Consider the following 20,039-nt stretch of genomic DNA (forward strand, 5'->3'; position numbering starts at 1 on the left):
TTGACTTCGGGGGATCCCCGCCACGAGAGATTAGGTAGCAAACCTATGTCTGACAACGATTCGGCCTCCCCGGACGGCATCAAGGCGACCGCGGAGCGCAACCGCATCAGCCGCCGCCGGCTGATGCAGGCCGCGGGCGCCGCGGGTGCCGTTGCCGCCGCCGGAGGGCTGTCGACCGCCCCGGCCGGCGCCGCACCGGACGCGACCGGTGCGCCCGGTACGGTCGGCACGGTCGCCACTGCTGACAGCAAGCCCGGCTCGACCACGGCGCGGCACCCGCGCCGTACCGGCACGATCAAGGACCTGAAGCATGTCGTGATCCTGATGCAGGAGAACCGGTCGTTCGACCACTACTTCGGCACCCTCGACCTGGCCGGTGCTCGCGGCTTCGGTGACAAGCAGGTGCTGACCTGGCAGAACGGCCGGACGATCTACTACGACCCCAACAGCCGCGCCGAGGGCTATCTGCTGCCGTACCATGCCGACAGCCTCAGGTACAACGCGCAGAACACCAGCGCACGTAACCGGTACTTCATGGAAGCCGACGTGCCGTGGCACCACGCGATCGCCAAGGCCTACACCATCGGTGACCACTACTTCTGCTCGCTGGACACCAGCACCAGCCCGAACCGCATCATGATGTGGGCCGGTACGAACGACGCGGCCGGAACGCAGGGCGGTCCGGTCATCAACAACAACGGCGACTACGGCTACGCCTACAAGTTCAAGACGTACCCGGAGACGCTGCAGGACGCGGGCGTCAGCTGGCAGATCTACGTCAACAACGACACCGACGACGACTTCCTCGGCGACTACACCGACAACACCGTCCGGTCGTTCGCGGCGTTCGACCCGAAGAACGCGAACCCGGAGAACACCCTGCCCCGCCAGGGACTGCTTGCCCGCGGCAACGTGGTGTACGCCCACACCACGCAGCCCGCCGGTATCAAGAACGACACCTCCAACGTCGACTACGTACTGCGGGACTTCATCGCCGACTGTGCCTCGGGCGATCTGCCCGAGGTGTCCTGGGTGGTCGCTCCCGCGGCGTGGACCGAGCACCCGACGTACGCTCCGAACAACGGCGCGGTCTACACCGACCGGGTGATCCAGGCGGTGCACGACAACCCCGAGCTGTGGGAGTCGACGCTGATCATCCTGAACTACGACGAGCCCGACCACGCGAACCGCATCGGTGAAGGTGGTTTCTTCGACCACGTCGTACCGCCGATCCCGGAGGCCGGCACCGTCGGCGAGCGGGCGCCCGGAATCAAGCCCGGTATGGGTGGTCGCGTGCCCTTCGTGCTGGTCTCGCCGTGGACCCGTGGTGGCTACGTGAACTCCGAAGTCTTCGACCACACGTCGACGATCCAGCTGATCGAGGAGTGGACCAAGAGCCTCGGCCGGCCGGCCATCTGCGAGAACATCAACGACTGGCGGCGCAGCGTCTCCGGCAACCTGCTCTCGGCGATCGACTTCGGCAACTACGACACGTCGTTCCCGAAGCTCCCGAAGCCGGCTGACCTGCTGAAGTCGGTCGTCACCGATGCCGGCCTGCCGCCCGTGCCGCAGCCGGCCGTTGGTGGGCAGGTCATGCCGACCCAGCCGATTACCGGCAAGGCGAAGCGGAGCCCCCTGTCGTTCCAGCCGAACGGCGTCCTCGTCGAGAACCCCGTGACCGGGGCCGTCACCGCCACCTTCACCGTCGAAGGCGGTCCGAGCGGCAAGGCGGTCAACCTGGTCGGGCTCGCCGACAAATACGTGCCTGCTCTGGCGGGAGCCGAGCCGCTCGGCATCGGCCAGGACGCGCTGCCGCTGACCGCCGGCAACCGCCGGCCGAAGTCGTACACCTGGGACACCAAGGCGACGAACGGCAGCTATGCGTTCACCTTCTACGGGCCCGACCACTTCATCCGGTCCTTCGCCGGCACGGTCGTAGCGGCCGGCGACAAGACCTCGGCCCAGCCACGGGTCGACGTCCGGCTGGTCAAGGGCCGGAACGCTGCCGTCGAGTTCACCCTGACCGCGGCAGGCAGCCGGGCGGTGACCTACACGCTGACCCCGAACGACTTCACCGGGAAGAAGACAACCATCGTCGTCCCCGCCGGCAAGCACAGCGTCATCACCTGGCCGACCGAGGACGGCTACTACGACGTGGTCATCACCGCAAAGGAGTCCACAGACTTCACCCAGCGGTACGCCGGCCGCACCGCCCAGATCTGATCCTGCGCCCACTGCACCGAACCGCCCGCGATGTGCCCGCGCTCCCACCGGACCGCGGGCACATCGCCTGGGTTATCTGAGGCCGAAGGCGTGGGTGATTGTTTGGGTGATGCCGCCGCCGTTGCGCTGCTTGGCGGTGACTCGCACCGACACCATCTCGGCCCGTGGCGGCGCCTGCAGCCGTGCCTCCCAGCTGCCCTTGCTCTCCTTCAGCTGCAGTCGTTGCCAGGTCGCGCCGTCGTCGTACGACACCTCGAGCCCGACCGAGAACACCGCGTCCTGTCGGGCGGTGCTGCCGAGCACCACCGGCTTGACGGCGAAGACCGAGTTCCGCTTCGCCCTTCCGGTCGCGTCTACGTCCACGCCGTAGTCGAGCTGGGCCAGCGGCAGCGGCTGGTTGTCCGCCTCACCGGACGTGAAGGTCCACTCGGTGTGCGTGCTCGTCGAGTACGGCGTCAGCTCGGCGTTCCCGACGGTGTCGGCCACCAACCGGTACGGCCGCTTCTCCGGCGCCAGGTCGCCCACGCCGAAGTCCGGCCGCGGGCCGTTCCCGACCAGCTTCTCGTCGCCCTGGTACAACCCGAAGCTCCGCGTCATCAACCCGTCGCCGCTGTGTGCCGACCCGCCGTCACCGAACCCGGCGATCATGCCGCCCATCGCGTTGCCGACCCGGTGCGGAAGCTCGAAGTCCATCATCCGCGGCCGCACGAGCGGACCGAACCAGCGCTGGCTCTGCACGCTGCGCGGCTGGTAGCTGGTGATGTCGGTGAACGTCCGCCAGCCGTCGATCGCCGCGTACTGCTGCCACTTCGCGCCCGCCGACACCCAGTCCGTCCGATGGCCCACCGCGGGCTCGGACGGGAACCGCGGGGCGCGGATCGAGCCGAACACGGCGTACGGGAAGGCGGCCGGCCAGTGCTCGTACGCCGGGCTGTCCTCGCGGCTCTCCAGGACCGGCTGCCCGTTCGGGGGAGCGAAGTCGTTGTCGATCCGGGCGAGGCTGCCGGGGTCCGTGGCCGCGGACGGGTCGTCCGGGACCTTGCCCTGATGGTAGTCGGCGAGGTCGTACAGGTACGACGGCACCGGGTTGGCCGTGACGGTCAGGTCCGTCCGCCGGGTGCTGAGCTTCTTGATCAGGGCCTCGCCGTCGTCCAGTGTGAGCGACGCCGTCGGGATCGGGCCGAGGCCCTGCCCGTCGTCCGCGCCGTACCAGTCGTTGTAGCGGCCGACGCCGTCGTTGACCACGAGCAGCATGGCCGCACCGGCGGCCCGCGCCGCGGCGACCCGGTCCGCGGGCGGTACGTCGATGCTGTTGCGGACGACAACCGCCTTGCCGCGCGCGGCCAGTCCGGCGTACTCGGCGGGTGTGCCGGTACCGGCGAAGACCGCCTGGACGCGGGTCCTGCCGGCCCGGAACGCCGGGGAGCCGGGCTGGACGAGCAGCGAGTCGTCGAGGGTACGGCCGTCGTAGCTGATCGTCAGTGGCGTCTGCTCGGCCCGGAACCGGGTGGTCAGCACGAAGCTGCCGGTGCGGACCTTGTTCTTGGTCGGCAGCGCCCAGAAGCTGTCGTAGTCCGGCGGCGGCAGGTAGATCTCGTGCAGCGCCGTCGTGTCGTTCGGGTCCTGCTGGACCGAGTTGAAGGACCGGAAGAGGTCGAACCGGCTCGTGGTGACGGTCGTCGGCTTGGGCGTGTCGACCTTGATCCGACGGCTCTTCGAAGCGTCCAGGACGACGGACCGGTCCGCGGTCAGGTCGACCTCGGGGGCGGTCAGGAAGGCCAGGCCGAGCGAGTGCGGGCCGTGGCTGCCGGGCACGTCCAGCGCCGAGACGATCGTGTACGAGCCGGGGGCGAAGCGGCTGGTGAGCTTGCCGTCGGCGGCCCACAGCACCGTGGACTTCCCGTCCGCGCCGGTGACCTCGACCTCCCCACTGACCGGCTTGCCGGTCTGGTCCTTGAGCTGGACGTCGAGGTTGTACTTCTTCGGCTCGACCGCCAGCCCGACGGCCGTGTGCACGGTGCCGGTCGAAGAAGTCGCGATGACCTGGGCTGCGTACTGGCCGGGAGCCAGACCGTTCGGGTCCGCCGTGAAACCGACGGCGGTGCTGCCCATCGCGGGCACAGTCACCTGGGTCGCGGCGAGCCGGAAGATCCCGGCGTGGTCGGTGGACAGCTGCAGGGTGAGCGGCTTGTCCGTGGTGTTGCGGTAGGTGATCTGCCGCTCGACCGGCGTCCGGGCCGGCGTCGGCGACCACGGCACGAGCCCGGCGTCCACCGATCCGCTGGCGATGAGCTGGCCGTGCTGCGAGGCTGCCGCGACGTCGACGCGTCCCGTCCCTGCCTGGTACGGCGTGTACGCGGGCGTCAGCTTGCTCGTGCTCATCAGCGCGTCCTTGAGCTGCTGCCCTGTCCAGTCCGGGTGCTGCGCGGCGAGGAGGACGGCCGCGCCGGCGACGTGCGGAGCCGCCATCGACGTACCGCTGTCCGTCCGGTAGTACCCCTCGCCGCCGTCGTTCGTGTACTGCGACCGCGCGGCCAGCACGTTGACGCCGGGTGCGGTCAGGTCGGGCTTGAGGCCGTCGTCCATCAGCCGCGGGCCGACGCTGGAGAAGTCGGCGAGCTGGTCCGAACCGTCCACCGCGCCGACAGTCAGGGCGGCGTCCGCGGTACCCGGTGAGCTGACGCTGTACGGGTTGCTGCCCGAGTTGCCCGCGGCAATCACGAACAGGGCACCGGTCTCGGCGCTCAGTTCGTTCACGGCCTGGGCGACCGGGTCGTCCTGGGTGTGCCAGGCCGGCGTCCCCAGGCTCATGTTGATGACCTTGGCGTGCTCGGTCCGCACCGCCCACTCCATCCCGGCGATGATGCCGGAGATCGGACCGGAGCCGCTGTCGCCGAGCACCTTGCCCACGATCAGATCGGCGTCCGGTGCGACGCCGCGCTCCTTGCCGTCCGAAGCCGCGCCGGTACCGGCGACGGTCGACGCGGTGTGCGTGCCGTGACCGTTGCGGTCGACGACGTCCTCACCGGCCACGAAGCTCTTGGTGGCCACGACCCGCGGCGCCAGGTCCGGGTGTCCCAGGTCGACACCGGAGTCCAGCACCGCGACCCGTACGCCCTTGCCCGTCACGCCGGCCGCCCAGGCTGCGGGCGCGCCGATCTGTTCGGTGGTGTCAGCGAGCATCGTGCGGGCCTTGCTGTCGAGCCAGACCTTGCCGATCCCTGCCGCGAACGAGGGCGCCGTGGCGGCGCTCGCCTTCGCCCGTACACCGTTCTGCCCGGTCAGTGCCGACCAGAGCGTGGCTGCTTCCGCCTTCTGAGCCTTGACGGCCGCGCCGTCGATCGACGGCAGGTCGAGTGTGGTGGTCGTGCCCGGCAGCGCTGAACGGCGCGCGGACTTGGCGGCCACGCCGGGCGAGCCGGTGACGACCAGCGGGAGATCCTTGCTCCGGGTGTTGTCGTACCCCTCGGCCACCAGCTCGCTGACGTTGAACAGCTGCTTGTCGAGCTGCCCGGTCGCGAGGTATGGCATCGCGACGCCGGGGTAAACGTACGTGTCGCCGTTCTCGACGCTGACCCGTACCGGTCCGGTCGACCGCGGGGCGCGTTCGACGGCCTGCACCGACACGGCGCGGCCGGTGCCGGGAGCGACCGTCACCTTGTCGCCGGTGATGAGGGTGAGGTCGAGAGGTGTCCCGCCTGCCGCGGCCGCGCCGCCGGCGGTGGGGAGTTGTGGGGGAGGTTCGGCGCCGGCCGTCGGAGTGGCAAGACCGACGACCAGGAGAAACGCGGCACCCGGCACGAGCAGCCTTCGGGCGGAAGAACGCATGGTGTCCTCTCAGTGGTCAGGAGTGACCGAATCTGATCAGCACCGGAAGACAGATGTAAACGAATTGCCCGTTTTCGCCACGAACCCCGCGATTTGGCACAAATGGGCCCACGGCCAACTTTGCTTCGGTACGCCGTCTCGTGCCGTATGCGGCTGCCCGGAAGCCGCTCGTTGGTATTCTGACGCCGGTGATGATCGCCGACTCGTCGACAGCCGCTGCGGGTGCTGGTGAGGGTGCGGTGCGGGCGAGTGAGCTCCGGGTGGACAACGCGGTGAATCCGCTCGGCATCGACAACCTGACACCGGCCCTGAGCTGGCAGCTCACCGGGAGCACGCAACAGACGGCGTACCGGATCCTGGTCGCCACTGACCCGGCGCGGCTTCGGAGCGGGCGACCCGACGTCTGGGACAGCGGGCGAATCGCGAGCGATGAGGCGATCGGCATCCGGTACGACGGGCCGGCGGTGTCGTCGTCGACGCGGTACTACTGGACCGTCGAGCTCTGGGACACCCGGGGTCGTCGTGCCGCCTCGAGGCAGATCGCCTGGTGGGAGACCGGCCTGCTGAATGACGCCGCCTGGCAGGGTGCCCAGTGGATCACGCCTGACACCGGCGAACCGGTGCTGATGACCCGCGAGCCCGAGGCACCGATGCTGCGGAAGGACTTCGCCGTCGGCAAGAGCATCGTCCGCGCACGGGCAACTGTCTACGGACTGGGTTTCTACGAGCTGCGGCTCAACGGGTCCAAGGTCGGTGACCAGGTGCTGACCCCTGCCAGTACGCCGTACGAGCGGCACAATTTGTACGACACCTACGACATCACGAATGACATACGGCATGGTGCGAACACCGCGGGGATCTGGCTGGGCAACGGCTACGGGGCGCGGTACAACCCGTACGGCTTCCGATGGACCGGACCGAAACAAGCCATCGCGCTGATCACGATCACCTACGCCGACGGGACCTCGCAGGCGGTCGGCACCGACGGATCGTGGACCTGGTCGACCGGCCCGATCGTTGCCAACGACATCTATGCCGGCGAGACGTACGACGCCCGCGCGGAACAGCCGGATTGGGACCGCCCCGGCTTCGACGCCGGCGACTGGGAGCCTGTCCGCACCACGCCCGCGCCGAGCGCAGTGCTGGCCGCGAACACCATGCCGGCCGTCCGGGTCACGCAGACCCTGCGTCCGATCGGTCTGACCGAGCCGAAGCCGGGCGTCCATGTCTATGATCTCGGCCAGAACATCGCCGGTTGGGCACGGCTGCGGGTCAGTGGCCCGCGGGGCACAGCGGTCCGCCTTCGGACGGCCGAGGAACTCGGCGCCGACGGCCTGCTGGACACTCGGACGAACCGATCCGCCGCCGCCACTGATACCTACATCCTGAAGGGCAGCGCCGGCCTCGAGACCTTTGAGCCGCGCTTCACGTACCACGGCTTCCGGTACGTCGAAGTGACCGGCTACCCAGGTCGCCCGGACCAGAACGCGCTCGAAGGACGAGTCGTCCATGCCGACGTGGTCTCGACCGGTACCTTCCACTCCTCCGAAGAGCTGCTGAACACGATCTGGCGGAACAACCGCTGGGGGATCCTCAACAACTCGATGAGCCTGCCGACCGACACGCCGGTGCGCGACGAGCGGACACCACCGACGATGGACGTCCAGGCCTACCGGGACGCGGCGATCCGTGAGTTCGGGATGAACCGCTTCTTCGCCAAGTACTTGCGCGACCTGCCGCCCGGGACCGCGCTACCCAGTGACGCCGCGAAGGCGCAGTACCCCGACATGGCCGGGGGACAGGTCTCGCTGGCCTGGCATCTCTACGAGCAGTACGGCGATCGCGCCACGCTGGCAGCGACGTACCCGGCCATGAAGGCGTTTGTGGACAAGAACGCCCAGGACCAGCCGAGCCTCATCTGGCCCGGCGACGAGGGCTTCGGGGACTGGTGCCCGCCGGATCACGGGCCTGAGGCCAACGGCGGGATGGGCAGCCCGAACGCCGGGGACTGTTTCAGCGAGGTATCGCTGGTCAACACCGCGCTGTGGTATCAGCAGACGGTCGATCTGGCCAAGGCGGCCAACGCACTCGGGCAGACGGCGGACGGTGTTCGCTACGACGAATTGGCCGCAGCGATCAAGTCGGCCTTCAACAGGCAATTCCTGAACACCGACAACACCTACAGCTCCGGCAGACAGTCCACCAGTGTGCTCCCGCTGGCCCTCGGACTCGTCGCTGCCGATCGGCTCGAGGAGGTCGGAGCGAAGCTGGCCGAAACCATCACCACCAAGGACTCCGGCCATCTGGACACCGGCATCTTCGGCACGCGCTATCTCGTGGACGCGCTCGCCGCGATCGACCGGCTGGATCTCGCGATGCGGATCCTCCAGCAACGCACGTACCCGGGTTTCGGGTTCCAGATCGACAAGGGCGCGACCACGGGCTGGGAGCAGTGGTCGTACGACGCGGGGATGATCACTCACGACCACGCGATGTTCGCCGGTATCAACGCCGCGCTCTACACCGTGCTTGCCGGCATCCAGCTGACATCACCGGCGTACCGGACCGTCACCATCGCACCGCGCACACCCGAGGGTCTCGAGTACGTCGCTGCCTCGATCGACACCGTCCGCGGCCGCATCACGTCCAACTGGCGCCGTACCTCGGCCGGGCTCGAGCTGACCGTGGCCACGCCTCTGAACACCAAGCCCACGGTCGTCGTCCCACTCGCGAGCCCCGCCGTACACGTCGCCGCCCCGGTGGACGCCGTGCTCGTCAGCAGAACCGCAACCGCTGCCACCTATCGGGCCGCCCCCGGCCCGTCGACCTTCACTGCCGGCTGAGCTCCAAGGGCCAGCAGTCGCGAGACTGAATGTCGCGAACGAGCGCGATTGCCGGAACGCACGGACCCAGTGACATCCCGAAGTCGTTCGGCGGGAAGCCGGCGACGGCGCCGGCAAGGACCAGGCGACCGTTCGGAGCGAGGCGGTCGAGGAACATGGGCAGCTCCGGGCCGCCGACGATGTCGACGATCACGTCGTACGCCGTCGGCGCCGCCGGCTGTCCGTGGCCGCTGCGGTCAAGGACGTGCGTGGGACCCAGTTCGCGCAGACGCCGACCGCGCGGCCGGCACGAGTACCTCGCGGCACCAGGTGCGGAAGCCGGTCGCGGTCGGTGTCGCCCGGGCCCAGTCGGCGTCGTAGATACCCTCGTCCACGGCGGTGAATGTCTGGACGGTCTCCGTCACCTGCTGCTCGGGGGCGCCGGCCGATCGGAGCATCGCCGCGTACTCGTCGATGCTCACCCGGTGGTAGCCGACCGGCCGGCCGAGTTCCTCGCTCATCACGGCGGCCATGTCATCTGGGGTCAGCCGGTCCGGTCCGAAGACCGGGAGGTCCTCCTGTCCTGCCCAGCTCAGGTCGGTGAGTAGTTCCACGGCGGTGTGTGCGATGTCCCGCGTCGCGATCGTCGGCACCGGAACATCGGCAGCGCCGGTCAGCGAGAAGGAACCGCGGGACACGATCGCGTCGAGCTGACGCAGAAGGTTCTCCAGGTAGAACGGCATTCCCAGCGCCCGGTAGTCGGCTCCGGACGTCTGGATCTCGGCATCCATCGCAAAGGCGGAGGAGAGGACGCCGGCGGGCTTGGTCCAGCCGTGCCCGGCGCTGGAGATTCCGACGACGTGGCCGACCTGCTGGCGGGCGATAGCTCCCGAGGCCGTGCGGGCGAACGCGAGGTAGTGCTCAAGGGTGCTGGGCGCGGCGGGGTTCGGCGGCACCAGCCAGAACAATGCGTCGGCGCCCAGCAGAGCCCGGTCGAGCACGGATCGGTCACCGTGCGACCCCTCGACCACCTCGACACGGTGCGACACGCGCTCCTCGAGCCGCGAGGCGTCCCTGACCACGACGCGAACGTCCCGTCCGTGCTCGAGCAGTTCACGCACGACCTTGCTGCCGATCTGCCCCGTGGGGGCCGTAACCACGATCATCCGGATGAATCCTCTCAGAAGTGCTAATCGGAACATGAGTTCCGGTTCCGGATTAGTCTCGCAGGCACCACGCCGGGTCAAGTACTGTGGTGACGCCATGACGGAAGCCCGAACCTCTTTGCGCGCCGACGCCAGGCGCAATCGCCAGGCCGTCCTCGACGCTGCACGTGAGCTCTTCACCGAACGCGGCGACGGTGTGCAGATCGACGAGATCGCCGAGCGTGCCCGGGTCGGCGTCGGCACCCTGTATCGGCACTTTTCCGACAAGCAGTCCCTGCTTGCCGCCATCGTGGCCAGCCGCTTCGCGGCGATGACGGCCGTCGCCCGCGCGGCGGAGCAACTGGACGACCCGGGGGAGGCCTTCCGTGCGCTGCTCATGGGCTACCTGGAGTCCGCCGAGGGCGACGCGGCCTTTCGGTTCGCCCTACTCGGCCCGCAGGAGCCGGACTGGCACGAGATCAACGCTGAGAAGCAGCAATTCGCCGAGATCGTCGAGCGGATCATCCGGCGCGCGGCCGACGCCGGTCACCTCCGGCACGATGTCACCGGCAACGACTTCGTGCTCCTGACCCGAGGGGCCATGGCGAACATGACCGGCGAGCGGGACTGGCGACGGCACGTCGCGCTGCTGTTGGACGGCATCCGCGCCCAGTAGCACAGCCGTGGGTCTTACCGTGCTGCCGGTGGCGGGCCCGCGGAGTCGCGGATGATCACATGGGTACCGATCACGGTGTGCTGGTTGAGCGCGTGCCGCTCGCGATTGAGGGCATACCGTACGGCGGTCCGGCCGAGCTCCTCGTAGTCGACATGGACCGTCGTCAGCTCGGGTGTCAGGTCTCGGGCCAGTGGAATGTCGTCGTACCCGACCACCGACACGTCCTCGGGAACCCGGAGGCCGGCTTCTCGCAACGCGACCAGCACGCCGCTGGCGACGACGTCGGTCGCAGCGAAGATCGCGGTGAACTTCCGGTCGCGGGCCAGGAGCTCGCGAGTCGCCTGGTATCCGGACTCGCGGTCGAAGGTGACCGCGCGGGTTCGGTGCGGCGTCGTGGACAGGCGGTGTGCCTCGTGCGCGCGCTCGAACCCGCGGAGCCGTCCGTCGATGGTGCTGTGGCTCGTGACGCCGCCGCCCAGGAAGGCGATGTCGCGATGACCCAGTGAGATCAGGTAGCTGGTCACCGCGTACGCGCCGCCTTCGTTGTCGTACTCGACCACGGTCGCGGGGACATCGGCACCGAGCGGCGGACGTCCGCAGAGCACCAGGCGGGACCCGGACTTGTCCAGGGCACGGGCAGCCTGGGCCATCCGCTCGACGTAGCTCGGGCTGTCGCTACCGCCGCCGACCAGAACCACCGCCTCGGCCTGCTGCTCGCGCATCAGCTCGAGGATTTCCAGCTCGCGGTCCGGATCGCCGTGACTCGTGCAGACCAGACACAGCCGGCCCTCCGCGGTCGCCTGCTGTTCCACGCCTTGCCCGACGTAGGCGAACGCGGGACCGACGAGGTCGTGCACGATGAACGCCACCGTCTTGGTGCCCCCGCCGACCAACGCCCGCGCCTGGGCGTTGATGACGTAGTCGAGCTCGCGGACGGCCTTCATCACTCGCGCGCGGGTCGCCGCCGAGACCGGGTAGTTGCCGGCCAGCACCCGGGACACCGTGGTGGCGGACACCCCCGACGAGGCCGCGACGTCCTTGACCGTCGGACGCTCGCCAGAGGTCGGCTGTCGTGCCACCCACGGCCCCTTTCGGAGAGAACAGGAACGGGTCAACCCTAGGCTAGGGCACGTCCTAGGCGACGCGGTCCAGGTCGGAGGCCACGATCGCGTGTGCGAACGGCCGGCCGTCGAGGAAACGCTCGAGCTCGTCGATGACGCAATCGCCCATCCGAGCCAGTTCGTTGCCGTGCGAGCCGGCGACGTGCGGAGTCAGGAAGGCATTGGGCAGGTCCCAGAGCGCGGAGCCGGCGGGTAGTGGCTCGGGTTCGGTCACGTCGAGTACGGCGTACAGCCGACCGGCCGCGAGGTGCCCGACCAGCGCGTCGGTGTCGACGAGGCTGCCACGTGCGGTGTTGATCAGAGTGGCTCCGTCCCGCATCAGCGCGAGCTGTTCGGCCCCGACGAGCCGATCGGTCCGCGGATTCGCCGGAGCATGCACGCTGACGACGTCGCTGGTGCGCAACAGCGTGTCGAGATCGACCAGGTGTACGCCGAGCTCGGCAGCAGTGGCGGCATCGACGTACGGGTCGGACAGACATACCTCCAGATCGAACGGACGGAGCAGTTCGATGACGCGTCGGCCGATCCGGGAAGCGCCGATCACTCCGACCGTCCGGCCGTAGTTCCCGATTCCGCTCTGGACTTCGGCCAGCGTGAAATGTCTGGTCGCGTGGTACTGGTCGCGGAGCCGGAACACGTTCTTGCCGGCGAACAGGATCGCCGCGACGGTGTACTCGGCCACAGGTACTGCGTTCGCCTCGGCGGCCGAGGTGATCGCCAAACCCCGTTCCCAGCAGGCCGGAGACAGGAGCGACTTGACCGAGCCGGCGGTGTGCAGGACCGCCCGCAGCCGGGGTGCCGCGTCGAGGACTGCCTCGGTGATCGGTGTGCAACCCCATCCGGTGATCAGGAACTCGGCCGACGCCAGGGCGGTCATCACCTCGACGGTGTCGAACCGCTCGGCGATGACGGTCTGATCGATGCGCACAAGCTGCTGCAGCCGGTGCATCGCCCGTGCTGGGTACAGATCCGGCAGGTGGTGCGCGCCGAGGGCGAAAAGTGCCGCGGGGCGGTCAGCCACGGGCTCCTCCGTTTCATGAGTGGAAGCTATTTCAGGCTGCCCAGCGTGATGCCGGAGCGCCAGTACCGTTGCATGGCCAGCATCAGGGCGACGATGGGGATGAGTGAGACAATTGCACCGACGATGACGAGCCCGGTCAGGTCGACCGACGAGTCGACCTTGATGTTGAGCCAGGAGTACAGGCCGAGCATGATGGTCCATTTCTGTTCGCCGCGCAGGAACACGAGTGGGCCGAAGAAGGAGTTCCAGGAGCCGACGAAGCCGAGCAGGAAGATGGTTGCCGAGCCGGTCGTCATCAGCCGGGCTCCGATGGTGAAGAAGGCGCGGTACTCGCCGGCTCCATCGACGCGGGCGGCTTCGAGTAGTTCCGGTGGGACGGCGCCTTCGGCGTACACCTTGGCCAGGTAGACCGAGAAGGCGCTGAAGAAGTGCGGCACGATGATCGCCCAGGGCGTGTCGACCATGTGCAACCGGGTGTACAGCAGGAACGAAGGGATGGTCAGCAGCGCGCCCGGGATCAGGAACGAGCCGATGATGCACCCCATCAGGATTCCGCGGCCACGGAACCGGTACATGGCCAGGGCGTATCCGCAGGCCACGCAGATGACAGTCATGCCCAGCGTGCCGGCGACGCCGTACAACAGAGTGTTCGCCATCCAGCGCAGGAAGATGCTGTCGTGGTAGGTGAACAGGTCCCGGGCGTTGTCGAGAAGGTGGAAGTCGGCGAACCACAGGCCGTTGGTCGTGTAGAGGTCGCGCTGGTCCTTGGTCGCGGAGACGATGAGGAACCAGACCGGTGCGATCGAGTAGATCAGGAAGAGAACCAGGCCGGTCCAGACCAGGGTTCTGGACAGCTTGGACGGGTGGTGGCCGGCGGGCAGGTCGTCGTCGTGCCGGCGTCTGCGGACGGTGGTGGTTGTCATGCGGGAGCCTTGTTCGTGAGTTTGTAGAAGATCGCCGAGATGAGACCGACCACGAGCGCGAGGACGATGGACAGCGCGGCGGCGTAGTTGAAGTCGCCGACCGCGAAGGCCTGGTTGTAGATGGTCATGATCGGGGTGAAGTCCTTGGTCACGGTCTCTGGCGTCATCGAGCGGAACAGCAACGGTTCGCTGAAGATCTGGAGGGTTCCGATGATGCCGAGGACGCTGACCAGGACCAGGGAGCGTCGTACGTACGGCACTTTGATCGACCAGGCGATGCGCCATTCGGACGCGCCGTCGACCCGGGCGCTGTCGAAGATGTCGCGCGGCACGGCCTGCAGGGCGCCGTACACGATCAGCATGTTGAAGCCGATGCTGCCCCACGCCATCAGGTTGCCGACCGAGACCCAGATCAGCCCGCTGCTGTAGAAGTTCGCGTCGATGCCGAACAGCTTGAAGAACGGTGTGAGCGGGCCGACGGCGGGGCTGTAGAGGTAGATCCAGATCAGGGTCGCAACGATGCCCGGGCTCATGTACGGCACGAGCATCGCGATCCGGAGCTTCCCGGCGACCCGGCGGCGAACCGAGTCGAGCAACAGCGCGAGCGCGAGGCTGGTGGCCTGGATCAGCGGGATGACCACGATCGCGAACAGCGCGACCCGCCACAGGCTGCCCCAGAACTTCACGTCGTGCAGCGCGCGGTCGAAGTTCTCCAACCCGCTGAATGTGACGGTCTTCGCGCCGAACCCGAGGCCGGAGCTCTTTGCGGTGTAGAGACTCTTGCTCAGCGCCATGATCACCGGGACAACAGTGAAAACGATGAATCCGGCGAAGAACGGCACGGTGAACGACGCGCCTTTGAGCGCGACGGTACGGCGCCAGCGGCCGCCGGAGGAGCGGATGTCCCCGTCCCGGTCGGCAGGTGACGCGGTCGACGGCTTCAGTTTCAGATCCAGGGACATCCGTACTCCTCGTACTCCTCGTATTCGGTCGTCGGCGTCAGTTCGCGACGCTGATGCCCTTGGCCTTCAGATCGTCGACGGTGAACTTCTGCATGTTCTCGAGGAGTTGGCGGAAGGTGATCTTCTTCGTGACGGCCTGGGCCCACTGGTCCTGCAGTTCCTTGAAGACACCGGTGTAGTTGGGCCCGACCAGCCAGTTGTCGACACCGGACGCGGAAGCCTTGTTGATCACGGTCTGTGCCTCCGGGCGGTGGCTGCCGAACAGCTTCCGCGGTACGGCGGCGTCGATCCACGGCGACGGGTCGGGCATCGCACCCGGCCAGGCGTAGGCGCCGGTCGACTTGTCGAAGCTGGCGTCGATCCCGTCCTTGGTGGTGTTCATCCAGATCCCCACCTCGGTCGCTTCCTTCGGGTGCTGGCATCCCTTCGGCACCAGGAGTGCGTTGCCGTGCGCGGGAGTCGCGAACTTCGTGGCGCCGGCGAACTGGGGCAGGTCGATCGGCTCCCAGTCGCCGATGGTCTTCTTGAAGTGCAGTTCGTAGTTGGTCAGCTGCCAGGTAGAGGTCGGCAACGAGACCATCTTGCCTTCGTCGAAGTACGCGATCAGGGCAGGCCGGTCCTGGTAGGTCTGGTTGGCGACGAGCCCGTTGTCCACGAGCTGCTGCAGAATGTTGGCCGCGGCAACGGATTCGGGCGACAGGAAGTCGACCTTCCAGGCGTCGTCCCGCACCGAGTACCAGGTTCCCCCGGCCTGGACGATCAGGTTGACCAGCGTGCTCGGGTCCTCACCGGCCAGGTTCATCACCTGGACGCCGTGGGGCTTGAGCGTCTTACCGGCGGCGATCACGTCGTCCCAGGTCTTCGGCACCGGTACGCCGTACTTGTCGTAGGCCGCGCGGTTGATCATCATGAACGTCGGTCCGGTGCCGAGCGGGATGCCGTAGTACTTGTCCTGGACCTTGGCGCCGCTGAGCGCGCTGGCCTTGAACTTGCTCTCCGCGGGTTTCACGTAGTCGGTCACGTCGGAGAGCAAGCCCTCCGACAGCAGGGCCGGCACGTCGCCGAAGTTCTGCGACAGGCAGGGAATCGCGCTGCCTGCCGCGAGGGCGTTGCGCAGGCCGGTGGCAGTGGTCGGAAGGTCTGCCTGCTTGACGAGCTTGACCTTGATGTCGGTGTGGGTGGCGTTGAACTTGTCCACCACCGGCTGGACGTCCGACCAGGCCCAGTACTCGATCTCGACCGGTCCAGTGGCTGTCTTCGTGGAGGTGTCGCTGCTGCAGGCGACCGTGGTGGCGGCCAGGCACAGGGCGAGGCCGGCCAGCACGGCGCGACGGCTGTTTCTGGGCATGCGTGGATCTCCGGGGGAGTTAGGGGGAGCGGGTGTGGATGGCGGCCGCGATAGTTAACGATTTCTATGAAAACTAGGAGAAGAACTTGTTACCGTCAAGGCTCTGCGCTCTTGCTGTAACCCCGAGGCGATGTCTAGCGTAGAAATCGTTAACTACGACGCTGACCCAGCGGCTCTCGCTGCGACGCGTCGGGCGCTACCCCGCAGTTCTCCTGCCTCCGCCTCAGGAAAGAAGGTGCTGTCTGTGTATCCGACTCCCGCCGCTGTTCGCGGCCGGGTCCGGCGACTCGGCGCGTTCAGCGCAGCCCTCGTGCTTGTCACCGGACTCCTCTTCGCCGTCGCCCGGCCGGCCGCCGCCCGCGCACTGGATGGGTGTGCCCTGTCGTTCCACTCCACGGTCAGCCCGCAGGGGTTCGCGCATCCCGGTGTCGCGCTGACCCAGCCGATCCTCGAGAACGCCCGTCAGCAGATCGCCGTGGGCGCTGAACCGTGGACCTCGTCGTTCCGGGCGATGCAGCAGTCGTCCGCGGCCGGGACCGCCGTCACATCGTCCAACCGGAGCAGCGCGGACCCGACCAAGCCCGCCTCCGACGCGTTCAACAGCCAAGGTTTCAACGGCCGATTCATCGCCGACGGTCTGAAGTCCTACACGCAGGCTGTCCTCTTCGTGCTGACCGGCGACGAGATCTACCGTAAGAACGCGCTCGACATCATCCGCATCTGGGAGCAGATGGACCCGGCGAAGTACGAGTACTTCACGGACTCGCACATTCATACCGGCGTCCCGCTCAACCGGATGGTGTCGGCCGCCGAACTGCTGCGCTACACCTCATGCGCCGACGAGGCCTACCCATGGACCGACGCGGACACGCAGTCGTTCACCCGCAACCTTGTCGTCCCGGTCATCGAGACGTTCCAGAACGACAACAACCACTTCATGAACCAGCACAACTACCCGCTGATGGGCGCGATGGCCGGCGCGATCTTCATGGACGACACCGCCCTCTACAAGCGTTCGGTCGAGTGGTTCACCGTCAACGCCACTGCGAAGGACCAGGGCTTCAACGGCTCGGTCGCGCGGCTGTTCCGCTGGGTCGACCACGACGACAAGACCGGCGAACCGATCAAGGACCCGCACGTCCAGCATGCCGAGATGGGCCGTGACCAGGCGCACGGCGGCGGCGACCTGACCAACGCCGTGATCATCTCCCGGATGCTGCTGGCGCAGGGCACGAAGGTGGACCCCGTGACCGGCACCGTCTCCGGCGCGGCGAACGCGGTCGGCCCGTACGAGTTCCTCAACAACCGGATCCTCGGCGCCGCCGACTACTTCTGGCGGTTCATGCTCGGCCACGACACGGCATGGACTCCGATGGCGTACGCGATCTCGCCGGACGGCACGATCCGCGACACCTACAACCACATCGCGGACGGCTACCGGGGCCGGTACGTGACCGCGAGCTTCTGGGAGATCTACTACTACTACAAGTTCACGCTCGGCAAGGACGTCAAGGCGATGGCGCCCTACTACGCGGAGGCCTATGCCAAGCGTCCCGGGCCGCTGTACTCGCGCGGCGGCGTGGTCGGAAACTACTGGGACGGCGTCGACGGCGGCGGCGACTCGTGGTTGTTCGCGCCTGCCGCGGCGGCGGGAGAGTCGACCCGGCCGCTGGGCAACAACCCCAACCTCTACGAGGTCGAGGACCGCTACACGCACCTGGCAGGTGACGTCACGACCGGCGACGGCTACGTACGGATGGCCCCCGGCTCGAAGATCGCCTACCTCAACGGCGCGACCGACCGGCCGAAACTCGGCTTCCGGGTTCGCACCAACGGCGCCGCGGTGATGCACCTGCACACGGCCAGGAACGGCCGCACCCTGAAACAGGACTATCCCGTGGACGTGCCGAACACCGGCGGCAAGTGGCGGTACGTCACGACCGACGGACCGATGGACGACATCCTCTTCATCGCGGTGGACGGCGCAACCGTCGACCTCGATCACATCAACATCAATGCCGCGGCCGAGCTCACCGGGCCGGTCTACCCCGACAGCGCGGCGAACCGCGCCATCGGCTGGCTGGGTGCGCAGGCCAAGATCGACCTCGCTGCGACGGCCGCGGACGGTACGACGTACACCGCGACCGGGCTTCCTCCGGGCGCCGTGCTCGACCCGGCCACCGGCGTCCTCACCTGGAAGCCGACCCGGGCCGGCTCCTGGACCGTCACGGTCGCCGCCGACGACGGCACCAGCGTGGCAGCCCGCCGCATCACCCTCACTGCGGCAGGTGACCGCACGAACGCCCTGGTCTTCGCGAAGAACGGGTACAGCCCCCGGACGGCGTACGAGTCTGCGACCAAGGACGCGTATGGTAACGCTGTCACGGCCGCGAACAACGCGTGCGGTAAGGGATCCGACGCCGAGTGCCAGGCCGCACTGGCCGCCGTCGTGAGAGCAGTCGACGGATTGCGCGCACTCTCGCCGAAGGTCGCTCTGGACGGCAGTCTCGACTATCCGGACCTCGTCGCTTCCTCCACCACCGGTGACCGGATCGTCAACATGGTCGACGGTGACGAGCAGACCGGCACCGTCTATCCGCAGGCCGTGAACCTGTCGCACACCTTCGACTTCGGGCCGGACTATCGCGTGTCCGCGACGAAGTTCGGTTTCCAGAGCAACATCTTCGCCGACCGGCTCGCGAACTCGGCCGTGTTCGGTTCCAACGACGGAGTCACCTGGACTCGTCTCACTCCCGGGGTGACCGCGTTCACGCAGGACTACAACACCCTCGACGTCGCCACGGACCTTCAGGACGCCGAGTTCCGGTACCTGAAGGTCCAGATGATCAAGCAGCTACCGGACGTCCTGTACGGGATCGTGCGTGGTGTGTTCGAGATGACCGAGTTCCACATCTATGGCGAACGGCACGAGATCGGCAACCTGGTGAAGGCGACCTCGATCACGTCCGCTCAAGCCATCGCAGGCAAGATCATGACCGGCGACACCGTCGACGTCGCAGTCACCGCGAAGAAGCCGCTCCAGCAGGTGACGGTCGTCGTCCAGGGCCTGCCGGCGAAGGCGACCTCGGCAGACGGAATCAACTGGAAGGCTTCGGTCAAGCTGGACAAGGTTGCGGCCGGCAACATTCAGGTCGCGGTCGACTACGTCGATGCGAACGGCAAGGCGGGCCCGACGGCGTACGGAACGACCGACGGCTCGAAGCTCTACATCGCCGGCGACCCGGCACACTTCATCGACGTTGCGAAGGTGGCGACCGTCACCGCCTCCGACAAGCAGTGGCCGGGCACCGGACTGGGGGCCGACAAGGTCGGTTACCTACTCTTCGACCGCAATCCCGACACGTACGGCGACCTGAACAGCGGACCAGGCGCTTACTACCTCCTCGACTTCGGTGCACACGCGACCGTACGCCCCGAGGAGGTGCTGCTCCTACCGCGGGCCAGCCACCCGCAACGCGCCAACGGAACCGTCGTCCAGGGGTCGACCGACGGCCAAACCTGGACCGACCTCACCAAATCGCTCACCGGAGCGTTGGCGAATACCTGGAGCGACCAGCCCTCCTCGGGTGACAACCACTTCCGGTACCTGCGGATCTACAACGCCACGAGCTGGTTCGGCGACCTCTCCGAGGTCGAGCTCTACGGCGACCTCAAGACCGACGCATAGCCCGATTCAACCTCCCCAAGGACCGCCAGGGCGAACGTCGCGAAGCTGGCGCGGTGAGGAGGATCGCAACGAACAAAGCAGAAGCGGGAGCGAGCACAGGCTCGCTCCCGCAGAGTGTGTCCGAGGAGGAACACGCACCTTGACCACACGCCTTGACCTCGATCCGGACCTGCCAGATCCGACTCCGTAGGCACTAGAACTGGAGCGGGCGAACAGCCTGAGCAAGTGACTGTCTGAGGGCGCCTACATCATGGTCGATGATCCGGGTTCGTGGCGAACGGT

Annotated in this window: 12 protein-coding genes; 4 read left to right on the forward strand and 8 right to left on the reverse strand. The window is 67.6% G+C overall.

All coding sequences use genetic code 11. The annotated features are described in order from the left end of the window. The first annotated feature begins 45 nt into the window (after nucleotides 1-45). Nucleotides 46-2,223: an alkaline phosphatase family protein gene (locus ACFYRH_RS24055; RefSeq protein WP_387779309.1), complete on the forward strand. Its 2,178-nt coding sequence runs from the start codon at nucleotides 46-48 to the stop codon at nucleotides 2,221-2,223. A gap of 72 nt (nucleotides 2,224-2,295) precedes the next feature. Here the strand turns inward: ACFYRH_RS24055 and ACFYRH_RS24060 are convergent, their stop codons facing one another. Continuing rightward, nucleotides 2,296-6,051, reverse strand: a complete 3,756-nt coding sequence (locus ACFYRH_RS24060) for a S8 family serine peptidase (RefSeq protein ID WP_387779312.1) — start codon at nucleotides 6,049-6,051, stop codon at nucleotides 2,296-2,298. Nucleotides 6,052-6,242: 191 nt separating this feature from the next. Here ACFYRH_RS24060 and ACFYRH_RS24065 point away from each other — a divergent pair, with 191 nt between their 5' ends. After that, complete coding sequence (locus ACFYRH_RS24065; RefSeq protein WP_387780663.1) at nucleotides 6,243-8,894, forward strand: family 78 glycoside hydrolase catalytic domain; 2,652 nt, start codon at nucleotides 6,243-6,245, stop codon at nucleotides 8,892-8,894. Here the strand turns inward: ACFYRH_RS24065 and ACFYRH_RS24070 are convergent. Both ACFYRH_RS24070 and ACFYRH_RS24075 read right to left on the reverse strand, forming a co-directional pair. Continuing rightward, nucleotides 8,881-9,087: a hypothetical protein gene (locus tag ACFYRH_RS24070; RefSeq protein ID WP_387779315.1), complete on the reverse strand. Its 207-nt coding sequence runs from the start codon at nucleotides 9,085-9,087 to the stop codon at nucleotides 8,881-8,883. The two genes, ACFYRH_RS24065 and ACFYRH_RS24070, sit on opposite strands and share 14 nt — an antisense overlap. Before the next feature lie 43 nt (nucleotides 9,088-9,130). Beyond that, nucleotides 9,131-10,039, reverse strand: coding sequence for an NAD(P)H-binding protein (locus tag ACFYRH_RS24075; protein ID WP_387779318.1), 909 nt, complete (start codon nucleotides 10,037-10,039; stop codon nucleotides 9,131-9,133). Nucleotides 10,040-10,136: 97 nt separating this feature from the next. Between ACFYRH_RS24075 and ACFYRH_RS24080 the strand changes: the two genes are divergently transcribed. Then, nucleotides 10,137-10,694 (forward strand): TetR/AcrR family transcriptional regulator, encoded by a 558-nt coding sequence (locus tag ACFYRH_RS24080; protein WP_387779321.1) that lies wholly within the window; start codon nucleotides 10,137-10,139, stop codon nucleotides 10,692-10,694. 14 nt (nucleotides 10,695-10,708) lie between these two features. Here the strand turns inward: ACFYRH_RS24080 and ACFYRH_RS24085 are convergent, their stop codons facing one another. Genes ACFYRH_RS24085 through ACFYRH_RS24105 form a run of 5 tightly spaced genes read right to left on the reverse strand, consistent with a single transcriptional unit; the run spans nucleotide 10,709 to nucleotide 16,069 of the window. Continuing rightward, a complete protein-coding gene (locus ACFYRH_RS24085; protein WP_387779324.1) occupies nucleotides 10,709-11,773 on the reverse strand; it encodes a LacI family DNA-binding transcriptional regulator in 1,065 nt (354 codons plus the stop codon). Between the two features lie 55 nt (nucleotides 11,774-11,828). Then, nucleotides 11,829-12,836 carry a hydroxyacid dehydrogenase gene (locus tag ACFYRH_RS24090; protein WP_387779327.1) on the reverse strand — a complete coding sequence of 336 codons (1,008 nt, stop codon included), beginning with the start codon at nucleotides 12,834-12,836 and terminating at the stop codon, nucleotides 11,829-11,831. A 26-nt stretch (nucleotides 12,837-12,862) separates the two neighbouring features. Next, nucleotides 12,863-13,759 (reverse strand): carbohydrate ABC transporter permease, encoded by an 897-nt coding sequence (locus ACFYRH_RS24095; RefSeq protein WP_387779330.1) that lies wholly within the window; start codon nucleotides 13,757-13,759, stop codon nucleotides 12,863-12,865. Further along, nucleotides 13,756-14,721 carry a carbohydrate ABC transporter permease gene (locus ACFYRH_RS24100; protein ID WP_387779333.1) on the reverse strand — a complete coding sequence of 322 codons (966 nt, stop codon included), beginning with the start codon at nucleotides 14,719-14,721 and terminating at the stop codon, nucleotides 13,756-13,758. The genes ACFYRH_RS24095 and ACFYRH_RS24100 overlap by 4 nt, the downstream gene beginning before the upstream one ends. Nucleotides 14,722-14,758: 37 nt before the next feature. Then, nucleotides 14,759-16,069 (reverse strand): ABC transporter substrate-binding protein, encoded by a 1,311-nt coding sequence (locus ACFYRH_RS24105; protein WP_387779335.1) that lies wholly within the window; start codon nucleotides 16,067-16,069, stop codon nucleotides 14,759-14,761. A 244-nt stretch (nucleotides 16,070-16,313) separates the two neighbouring features. Between ACFYRH_RS24105 and ACFYRH_RS24110 the strand changes: the two genes are divergently transcribed. After that, a complete protein-coding gene (locus ACFYRH_RS24110; RefSeq protein WP_387779338.1) occupies nucleotides 16,314-19,757 on the forward strand; it encodes a putative Ig domain-containing protein in 3,444 nt (1,147 codons plus the stop codon). Nucleotides 19,758-20,039: the final 282 nt, after the last annotated feature.

It is taken from the genome of Kribbella sp. NPDC004875 (assembly GCF_042873375.1).
Lineage (GTDB): Bacteria > Actinomycetota > Actinomycetes > Propionibacteriales > Kribbellaceae > Kribbella.

Coding starts and splice junctions, on each gene's coding strand:
- ACFYRH_RS24055 (WP_387779309.1), top strand. CDS start 46: ATGTCTGACAACGATTCGGCCTCCCCGGACGGCATCAAGGCGACCGCG.
- ACFYRH_RS24060 (WP_387779312.1), bottom strand. CDS start 6,051: ATGCGTTCTTCCGCCCGAAGGCTGCTCGTGCCGGGTGCCGCGTTTCTC.
- ACFYRH_RS24065 (WP_387780663.1), top strand. CDS start 6,243: ATGATCGCCGACTCGTCGACAGCCGCTGCGGGTGCTGGTGAGGGTGCG.
- ACFYRH_RS24075 (WP_387779318.1), bottom strand. CDS start 10,039: ATGATCGTGGTTACGGCCCCCACGGGGCAGATCGGCAGCAAGGTCGTG.
- ACFYRH_RS24080 (WP_387779321.1), top strand. CDS start 10,137: ATGACGGAAGCCCGAACCTCTTTGCGCGCCGACGCCAGGCGCAATCGC.
- ACFYRH_RS24095 (WP_387779330.1), bottom strand. CDS start 13,759: ATGACAACCACCACCGTCCGCAGACGCCGGCACGACGACGACCTGCCC.
- ACFYRH_RS24100 (WP_387779333.1), bottom strand. CDS start 14,721: ATGTCCCTGGATCTGAAACTGAAGCCGTCGACCGCGTCACCTGCCGAC.
- ACFYRH_RS24105 (WP_387779335.1), bottom strand. CDS start 16,069: ATGCCCAGAAACAGCCGTCGCGCCGTGCTGGCCGGCCTCGCCCTGTGC.